Origin of the sequence: Agrobacterium larrymoorei (assembly GCF_005145045.1) — a bacterium.
Taxonomy (GTDB): Bacteria; Pseudomonadota; Alphaproteobacteria; order Rhizobiales; family Rhizobiaceae; genus Agrobacterium; species Agrobacterium larrymoorei.
On record NZ_CP039691.1, the window covers coordinates 325,155 to 341,210 of the forward strand.

The following is a 16,056-nucleotide window of genomic DNA, read 5'->3' on the forward strand; positions in this document are numbered from 1 at the left end:
GAAGCCGCCGCGTTTTCGGCACATGGGATGCGATGAAGGAGAATAAAATGAAGAATACCACCTCGGTCGTTTCAGCGCAGAATCCCGGCCTCGAGAACAACATGACGCGCCGCGGTGTGATGACCCTGTTTTCCGCCGCTGCCGCCTTCGCAGCTTTCCAGCCGATGAGCGCTTTCGCGCAGGGCGCAGCAGAGGGCGCAACCGCCCAGAAGATCGCAAGCCACTTCTCTTCCGTCAAAACCATGATGGGCGAGTTCGTGCAGTTCGGCCCGCGCGGTGAGCAGACCGGCGGCAAATTCTACATCGCCCGCCCCGGCAAGCTGCGCTTCAACTACGAAGATCCGTCCCCTATGCGCGTCATCGCCGATGGCCGCAATGTCGTTATCGGCAACATGAAGCTGAAGACCTGGGATCTCTATCCGCTGTCCAAGACGCCGCTCAGCCTGCTGCTGTCGGACAAGATCGACCTGAGCAACCAGAAGGTCCGGGACGTCAAGGAAGAGTCCGATCTGATCACGATCGTTCTCGGTGACAAGAGCGTATTCGGCGATTCCACCATCACCTTGATGTTCGATCCGAAGACCTTCGATCTGCGCCAGTGGACGACGACGGATGCCCAGAACAAGGACACCACTGTCATGATCTTCAACGTGCAGAGCGGCGTCAGCCTGGACGACAAGGTTTTTGCCATCAATTACGAAGAAGTTCGCGGTCGCGGTTGATGCGGACTGGGCGATAGAAAAAGATTTCTGTTTCAAGCCCAATGTTATAAGCCTGCCTCCACCTTCTGAAGGATGACGGAGCGCAGGCATGACTTTCTCGATAACCACCTGGAACATCAACTCGGTGCGGCTCCGCATGCCCATCGTGGAACAGTTTCTCGTGCGTTACAAACCCGATGTTCTGTGCCTGCAAGAGACGAAGTGCCCGAATGGCGAGTTTCCGCTGAAGCCTTTGAGAGCGCTTGGATATGATCACGTCATCATCCACGGTCAGAAAGGCTATCACGGCGTTGCAATTGCCTCGAAACTGCCGCTGACCGAAGATCATCGGCAGGACTATTGCGGCGTGGGCGACGCACGCCATATCTCCGCAATCGTGCAGGTCGGCAACCGTCGCATCCGCCTCCACAATTTCTATGTCCCTGCGGGTGGCGACGAGCCGGATCGCTCGATCAATCCGAAATTCGGTCACAAGCTGGATTTCGTCGAGGAGATGCAGGCACTAAGTGCCGATGGCGTCCCGGGAACCTCGTCCATTCTTGTTGGTGATCTCAATATCGCGCCACTCGAAAACGATGTCTGGTCTCACAAGCAGCTGCTGAAGATCGTCAGCCATACGCCTGTCGAAACCGAAGGCCTGTTGGACATTATGAAACGCGGCAACTGGCTCGATCTGATGCGGCTCAACGTTCCAGAAACAGAAAAAATCTACACGTGGTGGAGCTACCGCGCGAAAGATTGGGAAGCCGCCAACCGTGGCCGCCGCCTCGACCATATCTGGTCATCGCAGGATCTGGGTCCATCGCTCGATCGCATCGAAATCCTGAAGGAAGCCCGCGGCTGGAACAGACCGTCCGATCATGTTCCGGTGACGGCGCACTTCAAGTTCTAATCAGTTTTTGCGATCAGGCACTCGCAGAGGAGATTTCGTGTTTCGCGGCGCGCGCCAGGAAGCCCGAACGGGTCAATCCGTGCGCTTGTGCGTAAGCATCGATGTCCCGCAGAACGTCTTCAGGCAAGGTGATGTTAAGGCGAACGGCTCTCTTGCTCTCGGACTTCAGCGAAACGAGGATTGCGACAGCCTTTTTGTTTTCGCCATCTTTCATAACGTCATCCAGACTCGATGGCTCGGGAATGGCGTCGCCATCTTCCAGCAGCCCCTCGACATGAAGGGATAGCGCTTCCTCGGCCATCAGACGTGCGTCATCCAAATCCGTTCCAGCAGTCACGACGCCTGGGAAGTCGGGGAACGATACTCCGTAATCGCTATCAGCGTGCTTGTGGATCAGTCCGATGTAATTCCGCATGTCACTACCTCAGTTTCAACCCGGCCTGCTTCTCTATGCTTTTAAGCGTACCGATGGGCAAGTCTCTCTTGGGATGCGGGACGGTGACACGTCCGGGTTTCGAAGCATGCTTGAACTGGACATGACTGCCCTTGCGAAGTGCCGCTATAATATCAGTGCTCTTCATGTGTATAAATACACAACATTGGAGTTTTGTGTCAATTGGAGCAAGAGCGCCTCGTTCGGCTAAATGTTATAAAAATAATTCAGATAAACCGCCCCTGCATCGCCACAGCACCTGAAGCAAGTGCGGCGATGTTGCCTTTGATCCTTGAAAAGACAACGTCGGCGACATCCGGGAATTCTTCCACCATGCGATGGAAGAGGATGCGGGTGATGCGGATGACTTCGGAATCCTCTTTGGCAATGGCTGTGAATTTGCGTTCGCACAGCGTGAAAAGAGCAAGTTCCGAAAGCATGGTGCCGTTGCCGGTGGTGGCCTTGATGGTTGCCTTGCCGTCGCGCTCGCCGCTCCAGAGATCGAAGCTGCCGCGTGCGATGACGAAGGCGCATTCGGCTGGCGAGTGCTCGCGAAACAGGGCCTGTCCCTCGGCAATCTTGCGCTTCTCTGCGCCAAAAGCGATCAGCCGCAGCTGGTCATCGGTAAAGCCCTGAAAGAGCGGCACCTGCGCGAGAAGCTGAATGTCGTCCGTTAGAGCCATGGCGCTGTCACCTCAAGAAGCTGGACCCGGCCTGCCGGGAAAGGCAGACAGGAAAAGAGCGTCTCCATCGGCATGACGAAGACGCTCTCTGGTTTTCGATCAAAAGCGAGCGCGAGACAAGACCAGGCGCGGAAGTTCACGTTCAAGGAACGATCTTGTAACCGCCGTTTTCCGTCACCAGGATTTCGGCGTTGGATGGGTCGCGTTCGATTTTCTGGCGCAGGCGATAGACGTGCGTTTCGAGCGTATGCGTGGTGACGCCGGAATTGTAGCCCCATACCTCTTCCAGCAGAACATCGCGCGTAACCACCGTGCTTCCAGCGCGGTAAAGATAGCGGATGATCGCAGCTTCCTTCTCCGTCAGACGGATTTTCTTGCCGTCTTCGGTGGTCAGAAGCTTCTGGCTCGGCTTGAACTGGTAGGGGCCGACAGTGAAAACGGCATCTTCGCTCTGTTCATATTGGCGCAGCTGCGCGCGGATGCGTGCCAGAAGTACGGCAAAGCGGAAGGGCTTCGTGACATAGTCGTTGGCGCCGGCTTCCAGACCGAGGATCGTGTCTGAATCGGTATCATGGCCGGTGAGCATGATGATCGGAGCCTTGAAGCCGTTCTTGCGCATAAGCTTGACGGCCTCGCGGCCATCCATATCAGGCAGACCAACATCCATGATCAGCAGATCGACTTGCGCGGATTTGGTTGTCTGAATGGCAGAATTGGCGTTCGCCCCGGTCAAAAGCGAGAATTCTTCATAGGGAGACAATTGCTCCGCAAGGGTCTCACGCAGGTCGTCATCGTCATCTACCAGAAGCAGTGTACGGGCCGTCATGGGATATCTCAGCCTTTCTTTTTCATATTCATAAACCAATTCAGCGGTTTGCGCGCTCCGCGTCAACCCTTTGTGAAGCGATTAGGAAGTGCTATGACGTCACGTCGATGCATCTTCAAAGCAAAATCTCGTGAAAAAGAGTGATGGTCAGCAAGACTAACCCGCAAAAGTCATCGTTAAAACTGCTCGTTCGCCCCGCACCGCGAAATAAAAGTAGAGCTATCGTTCAGTTTGGTCATCTAACGTTTCACGCTGCAATTGGTCGCAATGGCCGCACAGCATTGAAGCGCGAAGGTGACGGCAAGACGCCGATCGCGTCCGTGCCTCTGCTTTACGGATTTTATCGTGGAGATCGTGTTCGCGGACTGCAAACATCGCTTGCGATGTATCCCACTGCGAAAAACATGCTTTGGTGCGACGCGCCGCGCGATCCGAATTATAATCGTCTGGTCAGGGTGCCGTTCAAACCAAGCCATGAGGAAATGCAGCGGCACGACGGGCTTTACGATGTCTGCCTTGTGCTCGACTGGAACATCAGCGACCGGCGACGCAACCTCGGTTCGGCAATATTCATGCACATGATCAGGCCGGGATATGAGCCGACGGCTGGGTGCGTCGCTCTTCACCCTAAGGATATGAGGCGCATACTTCCTTATTTGCGGAAGGGGCGGGTTCTTCAGGTTCTCTGAAAAGCGGAAGAGATGTAAGCCATCTGGAAATTCCGAAATGGGTTATTCCACATAACCGCCATCTTTGCCGTAGAAACAAAAAACCCGCCACGAAGCGGGCGGGTTTTTTGACATGATGGTTTCGAAGATACCTTATGCGGCTTCTTCTTCTGGTGCGTCGTCTTCCTCGACAGCCTTGCCGCGCTTGGGGCCCTTGTTGAGATTGACTTCAACGAGGCGAACGGCTTCGGTCTCGGACATCTTGTTCACGGCTGCGATTTCGCGGGCCATGCGATCAAGTGCAGCTTCGTAAAGCTGGCGCTCGGAGTAAGACTGCTCAGGCTGGTTTTCGGCGCGATAGAGATCGCGAACCACTTCTGCGATGGCGATCAGATCGCCGGAATTGATTTTGGCATCATATTCCTGCGCGCGACGCGACCACATGGTGCGCTTGACGCGAGCCTTGCCCTGAACAACCTTCAGCGCGCGCTCGACGAAATCCCCTTCGGACAGCTTGCGCATGCCAATGCTCACAGCTTTTGCCACTGGAACCTTGAGGCGCATCTTGTCTTTTTCGAAATCGATGACGAAAAGCTCGAGCTTCATGCCCGCAACTTCCTGTTCTTCGATGGCCGAAATAGTGCCGACGCCGTGAGCGGGATAAACGATCGCTTCACCGGTCTTGAAACCGTGACGCGCTGGAGATTTCTTCTGCTGGGTCGTCATTCGTTCTAAAAACTCCCTGTTACATACACCCGGGGGTCGCCGGGGTCGGGTCGGTCAGGCCCGGATGAGACGGGGGAAAGCCGTCAGGTGACTCCACACTGGTCCAGCCGTGCACGCAAAAAGAAACCATCTCGCAATTCGGAATTCGATAACACAAAAGTTGGATATGTCACGGAAACCGCGTGCAATTGATGATTTGCTTTCGTGGTGTTTTTGGGCACGCAAATGCCACGCTGTGGATCAGTTTTTTCTGTCTACCACAAAAATACGTGGAAATCAATAATTTGCTTCTACCGTGACTCTGGAGTCACAATAGGGTCTACTGGTTATTAACAGTTTGTGCCAATTGCAATGTCGTAAACGCATAACTCAGAAAGAAGTTGTGCATTAAATCGAATGAAAATTTCTATCCTCGTCTAAAGGATCGATTGCCACTTAAACTATTCATAATTCCGCGCCAATATCCGATTCGAATTTTGTGAAAATGACCGCTTTTCGCGCATTTTCGCTGAGACCGAGCATCCTTTTGGAGGAAAAAAGGCAAAATGGGCTACCGGAACAATCCAAAACGCGACAAACAGCTTGAAAAAGCGAAAAAGCTGGCGGAAGCCACGGACAAGCCTTTTCTCGATCCGAATACACTTTTTAGTCGCGCTAGCGTCGACGATATCGAATATTATTCTCCAGAGATGCTCGCAGCCGCGTCTACGCACGCCCTGAAGGAACTATCGCGCTGGAAGGTGGATACGCCCTTCATCGGTATTTCGCAGGTCGAAGGTGTCGCACCGCGTGACGTTCCGGTTTCCATTCTGACGATCATCGGCCGGAACATGCCGTTCCTGTATGACTCCATCATGGGGGAGGTGACCAGTAGCTACCGTAGTCTGTATCTCGCCGTTCACCCCATCATGGTGGCGGATGCCAAGGTTGCGGGTGGATATCGTCTGGCGGATCCCGAAACCGACAAGCCGGAAGACAATATCAGTCTCATTCAACTGCATATCGCGCCGGTGGCTCCCCAGGCAGCAGAAGCGCTTGAAGAGCGGCTTCGCTTCGTTCTCGTGCAGGTGCAGTCCGCTTACAGCGACTGGAAGCCGATGCTGGCCAAGCTCGATGAGGCGCTGGGAGAGCTGAAGGAACGTGGCTCCAGCCGCCGCAAGGTGGAGCGGGCAGAGGCCGCAGAATTCCTCGACTGGCTGCGCAAGGATAATTTCACCTTCCTCGGCATGCGTGACTACAGCTATTCCGGCAAGGGAAGCGACGCCAAGGTCGAGCGTGGTGACGGCGTGGGGCTCGGTATTCTCAGCGACCCGGATGTGCGCGTTTTGCGTCTGGGCAAGGATGCCGTAACGACGACGCCGGAAATTCTGGCGTTTCTGGACGGACCGGATTTCCTTATCGTCACCAAGGCGAACGTCAAGTCCATCGTCCACCGCCGCGCCTATATGGATTATATCGGCATCAAGCGCTTCGATGCCGATGGCAATGTCATTGGCGAGCTGCGTATCGTCGGTCTTTTCACCGCCACGGCATATACGCGCTCCGTCAAGCAAATCCCGCTTCTGCGGGCAAAGGTTGCCGAGGTCGAGCATCATTTCGGTTTCGATCCCAACAGCCACTCGGGCCGCATCCTGCAAAACACGCTGGAAGCCTATCCACGCGACGATCTTTTCCAGATCGAGACGGATCTTCTGGTGCGTTTCATCGAACAGATCATGGAGCTTGCCGACCGCCCACGGGTGAGGGTGCTGGCGCGTATCGACCGCTTCGACCGGTTCGTCTCCGTCATCATCTATGTGCCGCGTGAGGAATATAATTCCTACGTCCGCGAGAAGATCGGCGATTATCTGGCGCGAGTATATGACGGCCATATCTCCGCCTACTATCCGGCCTTTCCGGAAGGCGCCGTTGCTCGCGTTCACTTCATCGTCGGTCGCGCCAACGGCAAGACACCGCGCATCGCGCAGGACAGGCTGGAAGATGCCGTCAGCGATATCGCCGCGCGCTGGATCGATCACTTCATGGGACTGTCGCAGGCGGGAGCGCCGCTGCTGGACGTCGATCAGGCCTATCAGGAGGCTTTCACGCCAGAGGAAGCCATAGGCGATATGCCGGATATCGTGGCGACCGCGAATGGTGAGCCGGTTCGCATCGAATTCTACCGAACCGCCGATCAGGCAGACGGCATCCTTTCACTGAAGATTTTCCACCGTGATGGCCATCTGCCGCTTTCGCGCCGCGTGCCGCTTCTGGAAAATCTCGGCTTCAGCGTCATCAGCGAGCGGACATTCGATGTCGGCGTGGTGTCCGGCGATGAAACCAGGGTCATCGTTCTGCATGATATGGAGCTTCGGGTTCAGCAGGGCGTCAAACTCGATCTATCGACCTATGGTCCGCGTCTCGAAGAGGCGTTTCTCGCTGCCTTCGATGGCACGGTCGATAATGACAATTTCAACCGTCTGATCGTTTCCGCCGGGCTGACGGTACGGGAAGTTTCCGTCCTGCGCGCCTACGCCCGCTACCTGCGACAGACAGGCATCGTCTACTCGCAGGAGCACATTTCCGAAACGCTGTTCAAATATCCGGCCATTGCTCGCCGCATCTTCGATCTTTTCGCGCAAGGTTTCGATCCGAAGCTGGCCGAGAAGACGCGCCTGCGCAAGCTTTCTGAATTGCACAAGGCTATCGAGGCCGATCTTTCGGGCGTTCCCAATCTGGATGAGGACCGCACGCTGCGCCGCTATGTGAATGCGGTGGATTCCACATTGCGCACGAACTACTTCCAGCGAAACGAGGACGGATCGCCGAAGGCGATGCTGGCGTTCAAATTCGATCCGAAGCTGCTGGATGGTCTGCCGGATCCGCGCCCTTTCCGCGAAATCTTCGTTTACGGCACGGAAGTCGAAGGCGTGCATCTGCGCTTCGGCAAGGTCGCGCGCGGCGGCCTTCGCTGGTCGGATCGCGGCCAGGATTATCGAACGGAAGTGCTGGGTCTGGTAAAGGCGCAGCAGGTGAAGAACGCGGTGATCGTGCCGGTCGGTGCGAAGGGTGGTTTTTTCCCGAAACTGCTGCCAGCGGGCGGCAATCGAGACGAGATTTTCAACGCAGGCAAGGACGCCTACAAGACCTATATCCGCACGCTGCTATCCATCACCGACAACATCGTTGGCGATGAAATCGTAGCACCGGGGGATACGGTTCGGCTCGATGGCGACGATCCCTATTTCGTCGTCGCGGCTGACAAGGGCACGGCAACCTTCTCCGATACGGCGAACGGTCTTGCCCGCGAGGCCGGCTTCTGGCTGGACGATGCTTTTGCATCCGGCGGCTCTGCCGGTTACGACCACAAGAAGATGGGCATTACGGCCCGGGGTGCCTGGGAAACGGTAAAACGTCATTTCCGGGAAATCGACACCGATATCCAGACAACCCCATTCAAGGTGGTCGGCGTCGGCGATATGTCAGGTGACGTCTTCGGCAATGGTATGTTGTTGTCGGAGAAGATCGAACTGATCGCTGCTTTCGATCACCGTGATATCTTCATCGATCCAGCCCCTGACACGGATGTTTCTTTCGCGGAAAGAAAGCGCCTGTTCGAACTGCCGCGTTCCAGCTGGCAGGATTATGACCGCTCGACCCTCTCCAAAGGCGCGATGATCATCTCGCGTGCGGAAAAATCCGTCACGCTGACGCCCGAGGCCGTAGCCGCAATCGGCATCGACAAGGCTGTTGCGACACCTTTCGAGATCATGACGGCAATCCTCAAGGCGCCTGCCGATCTTCTCTGGTTCGGCGGTATCGGAACTTACGTAAAGGCCGCGGTCGAAACCAATGCCGAAGTGGGCGATAGAGCCAACGACCCGATCCGCATCAATGCGACAGAGGTGCGCGCAAAGGTTATCGGCGAAGGTGCAAACCTCGGCATCACCCAGAAGGGACGTATTGCCTACGCACTGTCCGGTGGGCGATGCAATTCTGACGCCATCGATAACTCCGCTGGCGTGAACTCCTCGGACGTCGAGGTCAATATCAAGATTGCCCTCGCATCGGCTGTGAATGATGGACGCCTGACGCTGCCAAAGCGCAACCAGCTTCTCGCATCCATGACGTCGGAAGTGGCGCAGCTCGTCCTGCGCAACAACTATCTTCAATCGCTTGCAATCTCTCTTACAGAGCGCAAGGGTGCGGGAAACCGCGAAGAATTGAGCCGCCTCATGGGCGCGCTGGAATCGTCCGGCCAGTTGAACCGCAAGGTGGAGACCTTGCCGAACGATGCGGAATTCAGCGAGCGTTACGCCGCGGGCAAGCCGTTGACGCGGCCTGAGATCGGCGTTCTCCTCTCCTATGCCAAGCTTACGCTGTTCGATACGCTGGTTGCCAGCACCCTGCCGGATGAGCCCTATCTCCAGCATCTTCTGACGGACTACTTCCCGAGCAAGATGCAGAAGGCCTATGCAGGAGATATTGCTGGCCATCGCCTGCATCGTGAAATCGTTGCGACGTCACTGGCAAACCAGGTCGTCAATCGTGGTGGCCCAGGCTTCGTGCAGAAGCTGGTGGATGCCAGCGGTCTTCTTGCGCCTGCCGTGGTGAAAGCCGCGATGATCGTGGAGGATGGTTTCGGGCTGAAGCGGCTTTGGAGCGAAATCGATGCGCTTGACGGTCGCATTCCGGGAGACGTTCAAAATGATCTTTACGCAAAGGTCATGGGCATCTTCGCGGATGCGACGCGCCTCTATCTCCAGACCGCAGGCACCATTACCGGTGCTATGCGGGAGGAAATCGAACGTCTGAAGAGCGCCATCAAGACCTTGTCTCCTGCTGCCGCAAAATATCAGGAAGAGATCGGCCTTGCCGAAATCGAGGGCGTTTCTCCTTCGCTGATCAAGGAACTGGAGACGCTGAGATTGCTGATCTATGTGCCGGAAATCATGCTGATCGCGGAACAGGCCAACACGACGCTCGCGCGTGCAGCCGAAAGCTACGCGGCTGTGTCGACCACGTTCCGCGTTGCGCGTCTGCTGGATGCAAGCCAGCGGGTCAGCCCGGCGGATCATTATGAGAGCCTCGCCCTCTTGCGCAGCCAGGATCAGATCGCATCGTCGCGCCGCAGGATCGTGGTCTCTGCGCTGACCGATTACACCAGGGAAAAGAACCCGGTGCAGGCGTGGTACGCAGCCGACCGCGTTCGGGTCAATCGCATCGTCTCCGAACTTGCCGCATTGAGCGACAGCGGAGAGACGAACCTTGCGCGCCTGACCGTTGCCGCCGGTCTTCTTTCGGATATAGTCCAGACCAGAAGCGTCTGACGTAAAACATTCAAACGACCCGGCTACTGTTGGTCGGGTCGTCGCGTGCGGAAAGGCAATCGAATGAACTCTTCTTCCCGCACGACAGAACCGCAGGTAACCGCCAAAGGCATCTGGGGCTGGATGCTGTTCGACTGGGCGGCCCAGCCTTTTTTTACGGTGGTCACCACATTCATCTTCGGTCCGTATTTCGTCGCGCGTCTGACGGATGATCCGGTTGCTGCCCAGACGACATGGAGCAATATCGCGACGATTTCGTCGCTGGTGATTGCGATTTTCTCGCCCATCCTTGGTTCGATTGCCGATCAATCCGGTGCGCGAAAGCCGTGGATCGGCTTCTTCGCCACAATCAAGATCGCAAGTCTTGCCATGCTGTGGTTTGCGGCACCCGGCTCGCCCGTCCTCTGGACGGCCATCTTCATGATACTGGCGTCGATTGCGGCGGAGTTCTCCATCGTTTTCAACGATTCCATGATGCCGCGGCTGACGAACCCGGAGAATGTCGGGCGCATCTCCAATACTGCATGGGGGCTTGGTTATCTCGGTGGCATGGTCGTTCTCATATTTGTCGTCCTTTTTCTGGCGGCCAATCCGCAAACCGGCGTGACGATTTTGGGCGTTCCTGCGCTCTTCGGCCTCGATCCGGCAACGGGAGAAGACGCACGCATCACCGGGCCGATTGCCGGGCTCTGGTATCTCGTCTTCATAATTCCGATGTTCCTTTTCACGCCCGACGCAACGAAGGGTTTGCCGCTTGGACCTGCCGTGCGCTCGGGATTGAGCGAGCTGAAAGCTACGTTGAAGGAGCTGCGCCATCGCCCGCTCATCACGCGTTTTCTTATCGCGCGAATGCTCTATCAGGACGGTGTGAACGGACTTTTGATCCTCGGTGGTGCGTTTGCGGCTGGCATGTTCGGCTGGGCGACCATGGAAATCGGAATTTACGGCATTATCCTCAACGTCGTTGCCATTGGCGGCTGCTTTGCTGCGGGCCGCCTTGATCAAAGGCTCGGGTCCCGAACCACGATCACCATCAGCCTTGCGCTGCTACTGATCGCGACGCTCGGTATCGTCTCGACGCAAAAAACATCGACACTGTTCGGATTGCTGCAATTTTCCAGCGAGCAAGCGCATGGCCTCTTCGCCAGCGGTGCGGAGAAGGCCTATCTGGTCTATGGGGTGCTGATCGGTGTGGCCTTTGGCCCCGTACAGGCTTCGTCCCGCTCCTATCTTGCGCGCAATATCACGGTTGCGGAGGCGGGACGCTATTTCGGCATTTATGCCCTATCGGGTCGTGCGACCAGCTTCATGGCAACGCTTCTGTTTTCGGCAGCAACATACGCCACTGGCTCCGCCCATATCGGAATGGCGACGCTTACGCTGTTTCTTGGTGCCGGGTTTGTCTTGCTTCTGCGTGTGCCGGAAAAGATTTAAAGCTGATCGAGCTTGGTCTGAAGCGTTCGCAGTTGCGCTTTCAATTCGTCAATTTCAGAAGCATCCGGCTTGCGCTGTTCCTTCTGCGCCTGCGGCATGGCGAAGGGCGTGAACATCTGCATCGTCTGCTTGAACAGTTCGGTATTCCGCTTCACCTGCTCTTCCATCAGCTGAAACGGCGCCGAGAAATTCTTGGCGAGCGAGGCATCCCCGAAAGCCTTGCCCATATGCTCCTGCATCTGGCTCTGCTGTTCCGAAAACGTCTTCATCGAATGTTCGAGGAAGGTCGGCACCACCATCTGCATCTGGTCGCCGTAATAGGAGATGAGCTGCCTCAGAAAAGCGGTGGGTAGAAGCGTATTACCGGTCTTTGCTTCCTGCTCCACGATGATCTGCGTCAGAACGGCATGGGTAATGTCTTCGGACGTCTTGGCATCCTGAACTTTGAACTCTTCGCCGCGCTTTACCATCTTGGCCAGATCTTCCAGCGTTACATAGGTGCTGGTGCCCGTATTGTAGAGCCGCCGATTGGCGTATTTCTTGATGATGGTCTCGCCGCTGTGTTTTGCCATGCTCGCCTCCTCGCGATGCTGGTATTTTCTTTTTTCTTGGTGTTTTTGCTCTTCCCATCTTCAAGATTATGCTCAAATAGAGCGCGCTGACAAATGGTTTGTGCGATGCAACAGTCAAATTTTTGCGCAGCATTTTCCCCCCGGTCGCCTTTTATTTCCCTGTTCGACAAATATTCAGAGCCAAATTGACTTGGGGCTGAAGCTTTGACAGTCTCGCGCTGCAATATGGGAGAGAAACATGCCTTCGCCGTCCATCGTTATCGCCAGCGCTGCCCGCACTGCAGTCGGCTCATTCAATGGCAGCTTTGCCAATACGCCAGCCCACGAACTTGGAGCTACCGCAATGCGGGCTGTTCTGGAGCGGGCAGGGGTCGAGCCGCAGCAGGTCGATGAGGTGATCCTCGGTCAGGTGCTGACTGCTGGCGAAGGACAGAACCCGGCGCGTCAGGCAGCAATGAAGGCAGGCGTCCCGCAGGAAGCGACTGCGCTGGGCATCAACCAGCTTTGCGGTTCGGGTCTGCGTGCGGTAGCGCTTGGAATGCAGCAGATTGCGACGGGCGACGCATCCATCGTGATTGCGGGCGGCCAGGAATCCATGTCCATGGCACCGCATTGCGCGCATTTGCGCGGTGGGGTGAAGATGGGTGACTTCAAAATGGTGGATACCATGCTGAAGGACGGTCTGACCGACGCCTTTTACGGCTATCACATGGGTATCACGGCTGAAAACATCGCGCGCCAATGGCAGCTTTCTCGCGACGAGCAGGATGAATATGCCGTGCGCTCGCAAAACCGCGCGGAAGCGGCGCAGGCGGCTGGCCGTTTTGCCGATGAGATCGTCCCCTTTGTCATCAAGGGACGCAAGGGCGACATCACCGTGTCGGCTGACGAGTATATTCGTGCAGGCGCCTCACTCGAAACCATGGCAAAGCTTCGCCCTGCTTTCGACAAGGATGGCAGCGTGACTGCGGGCAACGCATCCGGGCTCAATGACGGCGCTGCTGCCGTGCTTCTGATGACGGAAGAAGAGGCGATCAAGCGCAATATCCAGCCTTTGGCACGCATCGCATCTTGGGCAACGGCTGGCGTCGATCCGCAAATCATGGGCACCGGGCCGATCCCCGCCTCCCGAAAAGCGCTTGCGAAAGCAGGCTGGTCCGTCGGCGATCTCAATCTGGTGGAAGCCAATGAGGCTTTTGCGGCGCAATCCTGCGCGGTGGTGCGCGATCTTGCGCTTGATCCCGAGATCGTCAACGTCAATGGTGGCGCAATCGCCATCGGCCATCCCATTGGCGCATCCGGTGCGCGCGTGCTGAATACGCTTCTGTTCGAAATGAAGCGTCGGAACGCTGCCAAGGGGCTTGCCACGCTCTGCATCGGTGGCGGCATGGGTATTGCCATGTGTATCGAAGGCCTCTGACACACCTCATCATTGAAATGCCACTTTGGCCCATCTAGAGGCTAATTCAGCGAAATGGAGAGCCTTCAAAATGAGCCGGGTGGCGTTGGTAACAGGTGGAACGAGCGGTATCGGCGCGGCGATTGCCAAGGCTTTCCATAAGGCAGGCTACAAGGTGGCCGTGAACTATGCCTTTACTGAAGATCGTGCGGAGGCGTTTCGGCAGACGACTGGCATTCCCGCATTCCAGTGGGACGTTCGTGATTACGATGCCTGTGTGGCTGGCGTGGCGGAAGTCGAGCGAACACTTGGGCCCGTGGAAATTCTGGTCAATAATGCCGGTATTACCCGCGATGCCATGTTTCACAAAATGACGCCGCAGCAGTGGCGCGATGTGGTCGACACCAATCTCACCGGTGTCTTCAACATGACGCATCCCGTGTGGCCGGGAATGCGTGAGCGCGGCTTTGGACGCATCATCACCATCTCGTCGATCAATGGACAGAAGGGGCAGGCGGGTCAGGTCAATTATTCCGCCGCCAAAGCGGGTGATATTGGGCTTACGAAGGCTCTGGCGCAGGAAGGCGCATCGCGCAATATCACTGTCAACGCCATCTGCCCCGGCTATATCGGCACGGAGATGGTTCGGGCCGTTCCCGAAGCCGTTTTGAACGAGCGCATCCTGCCGCAAATTCCCGTGGGAAGACTTGGCGAACCGGAAGAGATTGCGCGCTGCGCTCTTTTTCTCGCCTCGGATGATGCGGGTTTCATTACCGGTTCCACGCTAACCGCGAACGGCGGGCAGTATTTCGCTTGAGTGAGCGCCGATCACACGTCTTGCACGGCTTTTTTAAAAGCCGATCTACAAAAAGTTGATCGGCAAAAATGCTCACTTTTGAACGCCTAAATTTCTGAAAATACGATAATTTTCGTATAGTTTAGAAGCGCTCTAATATGTGCGGCTTCTGAATATTAGATGTTTTTCTTGACATCGAATGTCTTATTTTGGTTTAACAGCGAAAACAACGTGTTGCGTCACACAGGCAATGAACCATGCTCGTTTGCAGCTGCAATTACATCACCGATAATGACATCCGCGACGTCATCAATGAGATGCTTGACGAGGACTGTTGGCAGCTTATCGTGCCTGCGAAGGTTTATCACGCAATGCAGAAGCGCGGTCGCTGCTGCGGCTGCTTTCCCACTGTCGTTGACCTGATTATCAAGACCACGGAAGAATATCATGCTCGTCGGCACTCGACGGAAGCAGAAGTTTTTGATTTTATGTCCCGCCTGAAACAATTGCATGAAGACAACAGGAGAGCGGACATTGAAAGGCGACAAAAGAGTCATCGAGCAGCTTAACGAGGCATTGTTCCTCGAACTCGGTGCAGTCAACCAGTACTGGCTTCATTACCGGCTTTTGAACGACTGGGGCTATACGAAGCTCGCCAAGAAAGAGCGCGCCGAGTCGATCGAAGAGATGCAGCACGCCGATAAGATCATCGACCGCATCATCTTCCTCGAAGGCCATCCGAACCTTCAGACCGTTGCACCTCTGCGCATCGGCCAGAACGTCAAGGAAGTTCTGGAAGCCGACCTCGCTGGCGAGTATGACGCCCGCACGGCTTACAAGAAGTCTCGCGACATCTGTCACGATGCCGGTGACTACGTTTCCATGAAGCTGTTCGAGCAGCTGTTGATCGACGAAGAAGGTCATATCGACTTCCTCGAGACACAGCTCGATCTTCTCAACAAGATCGGTGAAGCCAAGTACGGCCAGCTCAACGCTGACTCGGCAGATTCTGCCGAATCCGAGTAATCGATTGATTTAAAAGAAAAAGGCGGCATCTCTGCCGCCTTTTTTATTGCTCTCAGTTTGCTGCCAGATGGCGAAACTCCGCGACGACCTGCTCATAGACCGCCCGCTTGAAGGGCACGATAAGCTCCGGCAGGCTTTCCATCGGCTTCCAGTCCCAGGCATCGAACTCGGCCTCATGATTGCCGGGCGGTGGGTCGATCTGGATTTCGCTTTCGTCTCCATCGAAGCGGAAGGCGAACCAGCGCTGTGCCTGGCCGCGATATTTGCCTCTCAGACCGATGCCGATCAGTTGTGGCGGTAGGTCGTAATGGATCCAGTCACGCGCCTCCGCCAGAAGCGTGACGGTCTTCATACCCGTTTCTTCATAGAGTTCGCGGATAGCCGCCGTCAGCGGCTTCTCGCCCTCATCGATGCCGCCCTGCGGCATTTGCCAGAGTTGCGGTGAACCGTCGAATTCGGAGTTGCCCTGTGAAATCCGGCGTCCCGCCCAGACCAGTCCCTTCGAATTCAGAACCATTATCCCGGCGCAGGGGCGGTATGGCAGATCTTCTGCTTTGATCGTCATCGTCA

16 protein-coding genes are annotated in these 16,056 nt (G+C 56.1%); 9 read left to right on the top strand and 7 right to left on the bottom strand.

Going from position 1 to position 16,056, the window contains the following annotated elements; translation table 11 throughout:
* The first annotated feature begins 47 nt into the window (after window positions 1–47).
* Both CFBP5473_RS01485 and CFBP5473_RS01490 read left to right on the top strand, forming a co-directional pair.
* A complete protein-coding gene (locus CFBP5473_RS01485; protein WP_027673539.1) occupies window positions 48–722 on the top strand; it encodes an outer membrane lipoprotein carrier protein LolA in 675 nt (224 codons plus the stop codon).
* Window positions 723–810: 88 nt separating this feature from the next.
* Window positions 811–1,614: an exodeoxyribonuclease III gene (locus tag CFBP5473_RS01490; protein ID WP_027673540.1), complete on the top strand. Its 804-nt coding sequence runs from the start codon at window positions 811–813 to the stop codon at window positions 1,612–1,614.
* Between the two features lie 13 nt (window positions 1,615–1,627).
* On the opposite strand, the gene CFBP5473_RS01495 is transcribed toward CFBP5473_RS01490, so the two are convergent.
* From CFBP5473_RS01495 to CFBP5473_RS01510, 4 genes are all read right to left on the bottom strand, one after another.
* The gene (locus CFBP5473_RS01495) at window positions 1,628–2,029 is read right to left on the bottom strand and encodes a type II toxin-antitoxin system HicB family antitoxin (RefSeq protein WP_027673541.1); all 402 of its coding nucleotides are present in this window, start codon (window positions 2,027–2,029) and stop codon (window positions 1,628–1,630) included.
* 4 nt (window positions 2,030–2,033) lie between these two features.
* Entirely contained in the window at window positions 2,034–2,195 is a 162-nt protein-coding gene (locus CFBP5473_RS01500) for a type II toxin-antitoxin system HicA family toxin (protein ID WP_084631408.1), read from the bottom strand.
* 79 nt (window positions 2,196–2,274) lie between these two features.
* On the bottom strand, window positions 2,275–2,730 hold the full coding sequence (locus CFBP5473_RS01505) for a cyclic nucleotide-binding domain-containing protein (RefSeq protein ID WP_027673543.1): 456 nt from the start codon (window positions 2,728–2,730) through the stop codon (window positions 2,275–2,277).
* 142 nt (window positions 2,731–2,872) lie between these two features.
* Window positions 2,873–3,556: a response regulator transcription factor gene (locus CFBP5473_RS01510; RefSeq protein ID WP_027673544.1), complete on the bottom strand. Its 684-nt coding sequence runs from the start codon at window positions 3,554–3,556 to the stop codon at window positions 2,873–2,875.
* A gap of 143 nt (window positions 3,557–3,699) precedes the next feature.
* On the opposite strand from CFBP5473_RS01510, the gene CFBP5473_RS01515 reads away from it, so the two are divergent.
* Window positions 3,700–4,245 carry a L,D-transpeptidase family protein gene (locus CFBP5473_RS01515; RefSeq protein WP_037170647.1) on the top strand — a complete coding sequence of 182 codons (546 nt, stop codon included), beginning with the start codon at window positions 3,700–3,702 and terminating at the stop codon, window positions 4,243–4,245.
* A gap of 132 nt (window positions 4,246–4,377) precedes the next feature.
* Here the strand turns inward: CFBP5473_RS01515 and CFBP5473_RS01520 are convergent, their stop codons facing one another.
* Window positions 4,378–4,950 (bottom strand): CarD family transcriptional regulator, encoded by a 573-nt coding sequence (locus CFBP5473_RS01520; protein ID WP_027673546.1) that lies wholly within the window; start codon window positions 4,948–4,950, stop codon window positions 4,378–4,380.
* A gap of 545 nt (window positions 4,951–5,495) precedes the next feature.
* On the opposite strand from CFBP5473_RS01520, the gene CFBP5473_RS01525 reads away from it, so the two are divergent.
* The gene (locus CFBP5473_RS01525; RefSeq protein ID WP_027673547.1) at window positions 5,496–10,259 is read left to right on the top strand and encodes an NAD-glutamate dehydrogenase; all 4,764 of its coding nucleotides are present in this window, start codon (window positions 5,496–5,498) and stop codon (window positions 10,257–10,259) included.
* A 63-nt stretch (window positions 10,260–10,322) separates the two neighbouring features.
* Window positions 10,323–11,693, top strand: a complete 1,371-nt coding sequence (locus tag CFBP5473_RS01530) for an MFS transporter (protein WP_027673548.1) — start codon at window positions 10,323–10,325, stop codon at window positions 11,691–11,693.
* Here the strand turns inward: CFBP5473_RS01530 and phaR are convergent.
* Window positions 11,690–12,265 carry a polyhydroxyalkanoate synthesis repressor PhaR gene (phaR, locus tag CFBP5473_RS01535; RefSeq protein WP_027673549.1) on the bottom strand — a complete coding sequence of 192 codons (576 nt, stop codon included), beginning with the start codon at window positions 12,263–12,265 and terminating at the stop codon, window positions 11,690–11,692. The genes CFBP5473_RS01530 and phaR overlap by 4 nt on opposite strands.
* A gap of 238 nt (window positions 12,266–12,503) precedes the next feature.
* On the opposite strand from phaR, the gene CFBP5473_RS01540 reads away from it, so the two are divergent.
* The 4 genes from CFBP5473_RS01540 to bfr all read left to right on the top strand — a co-directional run bounded on the left by CFBP5473_RS01540 (window position 12,504) and on the right by bfr (window position 15,486).
* Complete coding sequence (locus CFBP5473_RS01540; protein ID WP_027673550.1) at window positions 12,504–13,685, top strand: acetyl-CoA C-acetyltransferase; 1,182 nt, start codon at window positions 12,504–12,506, stop codon at window positions 13,683–13,685.
* 70 nt (window positions 13,686–13,755) lie between these two features.
* Window positions 13,756–14,481 (top strand): acetoacetyl-CoA reductase, encoded by a 726-nt coding sequence (gene phbB, locus CFBP5473_RS01545; protein ID WP_027673551.1) that lies wholly within the window; start codon window positions 13,756–13,758, stop codon window positions 14,479–14,481.
* 236 nt (window positions 14,482–14,717) lie between these two features.
* On the top strand, window positions 14,718–15,029 hold the full coding sequence (locus tag CFBP5473_RS01550) for a (2Fe-2S)-binding protein (RefSeq protein WP_084631410.1): 312 nt from the start codon (window positions 14,718–14,720) through the stop codon (window positions 15,027–15,029).
* Entirely contained in the window at window positions 14,995–15,486 is a 492-nt protein-coding gene (bfr, locus tag CFBP5473_RS01555; RefSeq protein WP_027673553.1) for a bacterioferritin, read from the top strand. Before CFBP5473_RS01550 ends, bfr begins: the two co-directional genes overlap by 35 nt.
* Before the next feature lie 52 nt (window positions 15,487–15,538).
* Here the strand turns inward: bfr and CFBP5473_RS01560 are convergent, their stop codons facing one another.
* Window positions 15,539–16,051 carry an RNA pyrophosphohydrolase gene (locus CFBP5473_RS01560; protein WP_027673554.1) on the bottom strand — a complete coding sequence of 171 codons (513 nt, stop codon included), beginning with the start codon at window positions 16,049–16,051 and terminating at the stop codon, window positions 15,539–15,541.
* Between the last annotated feature and the right edge of the window lie 5 nt (window positions 16,052–16,056).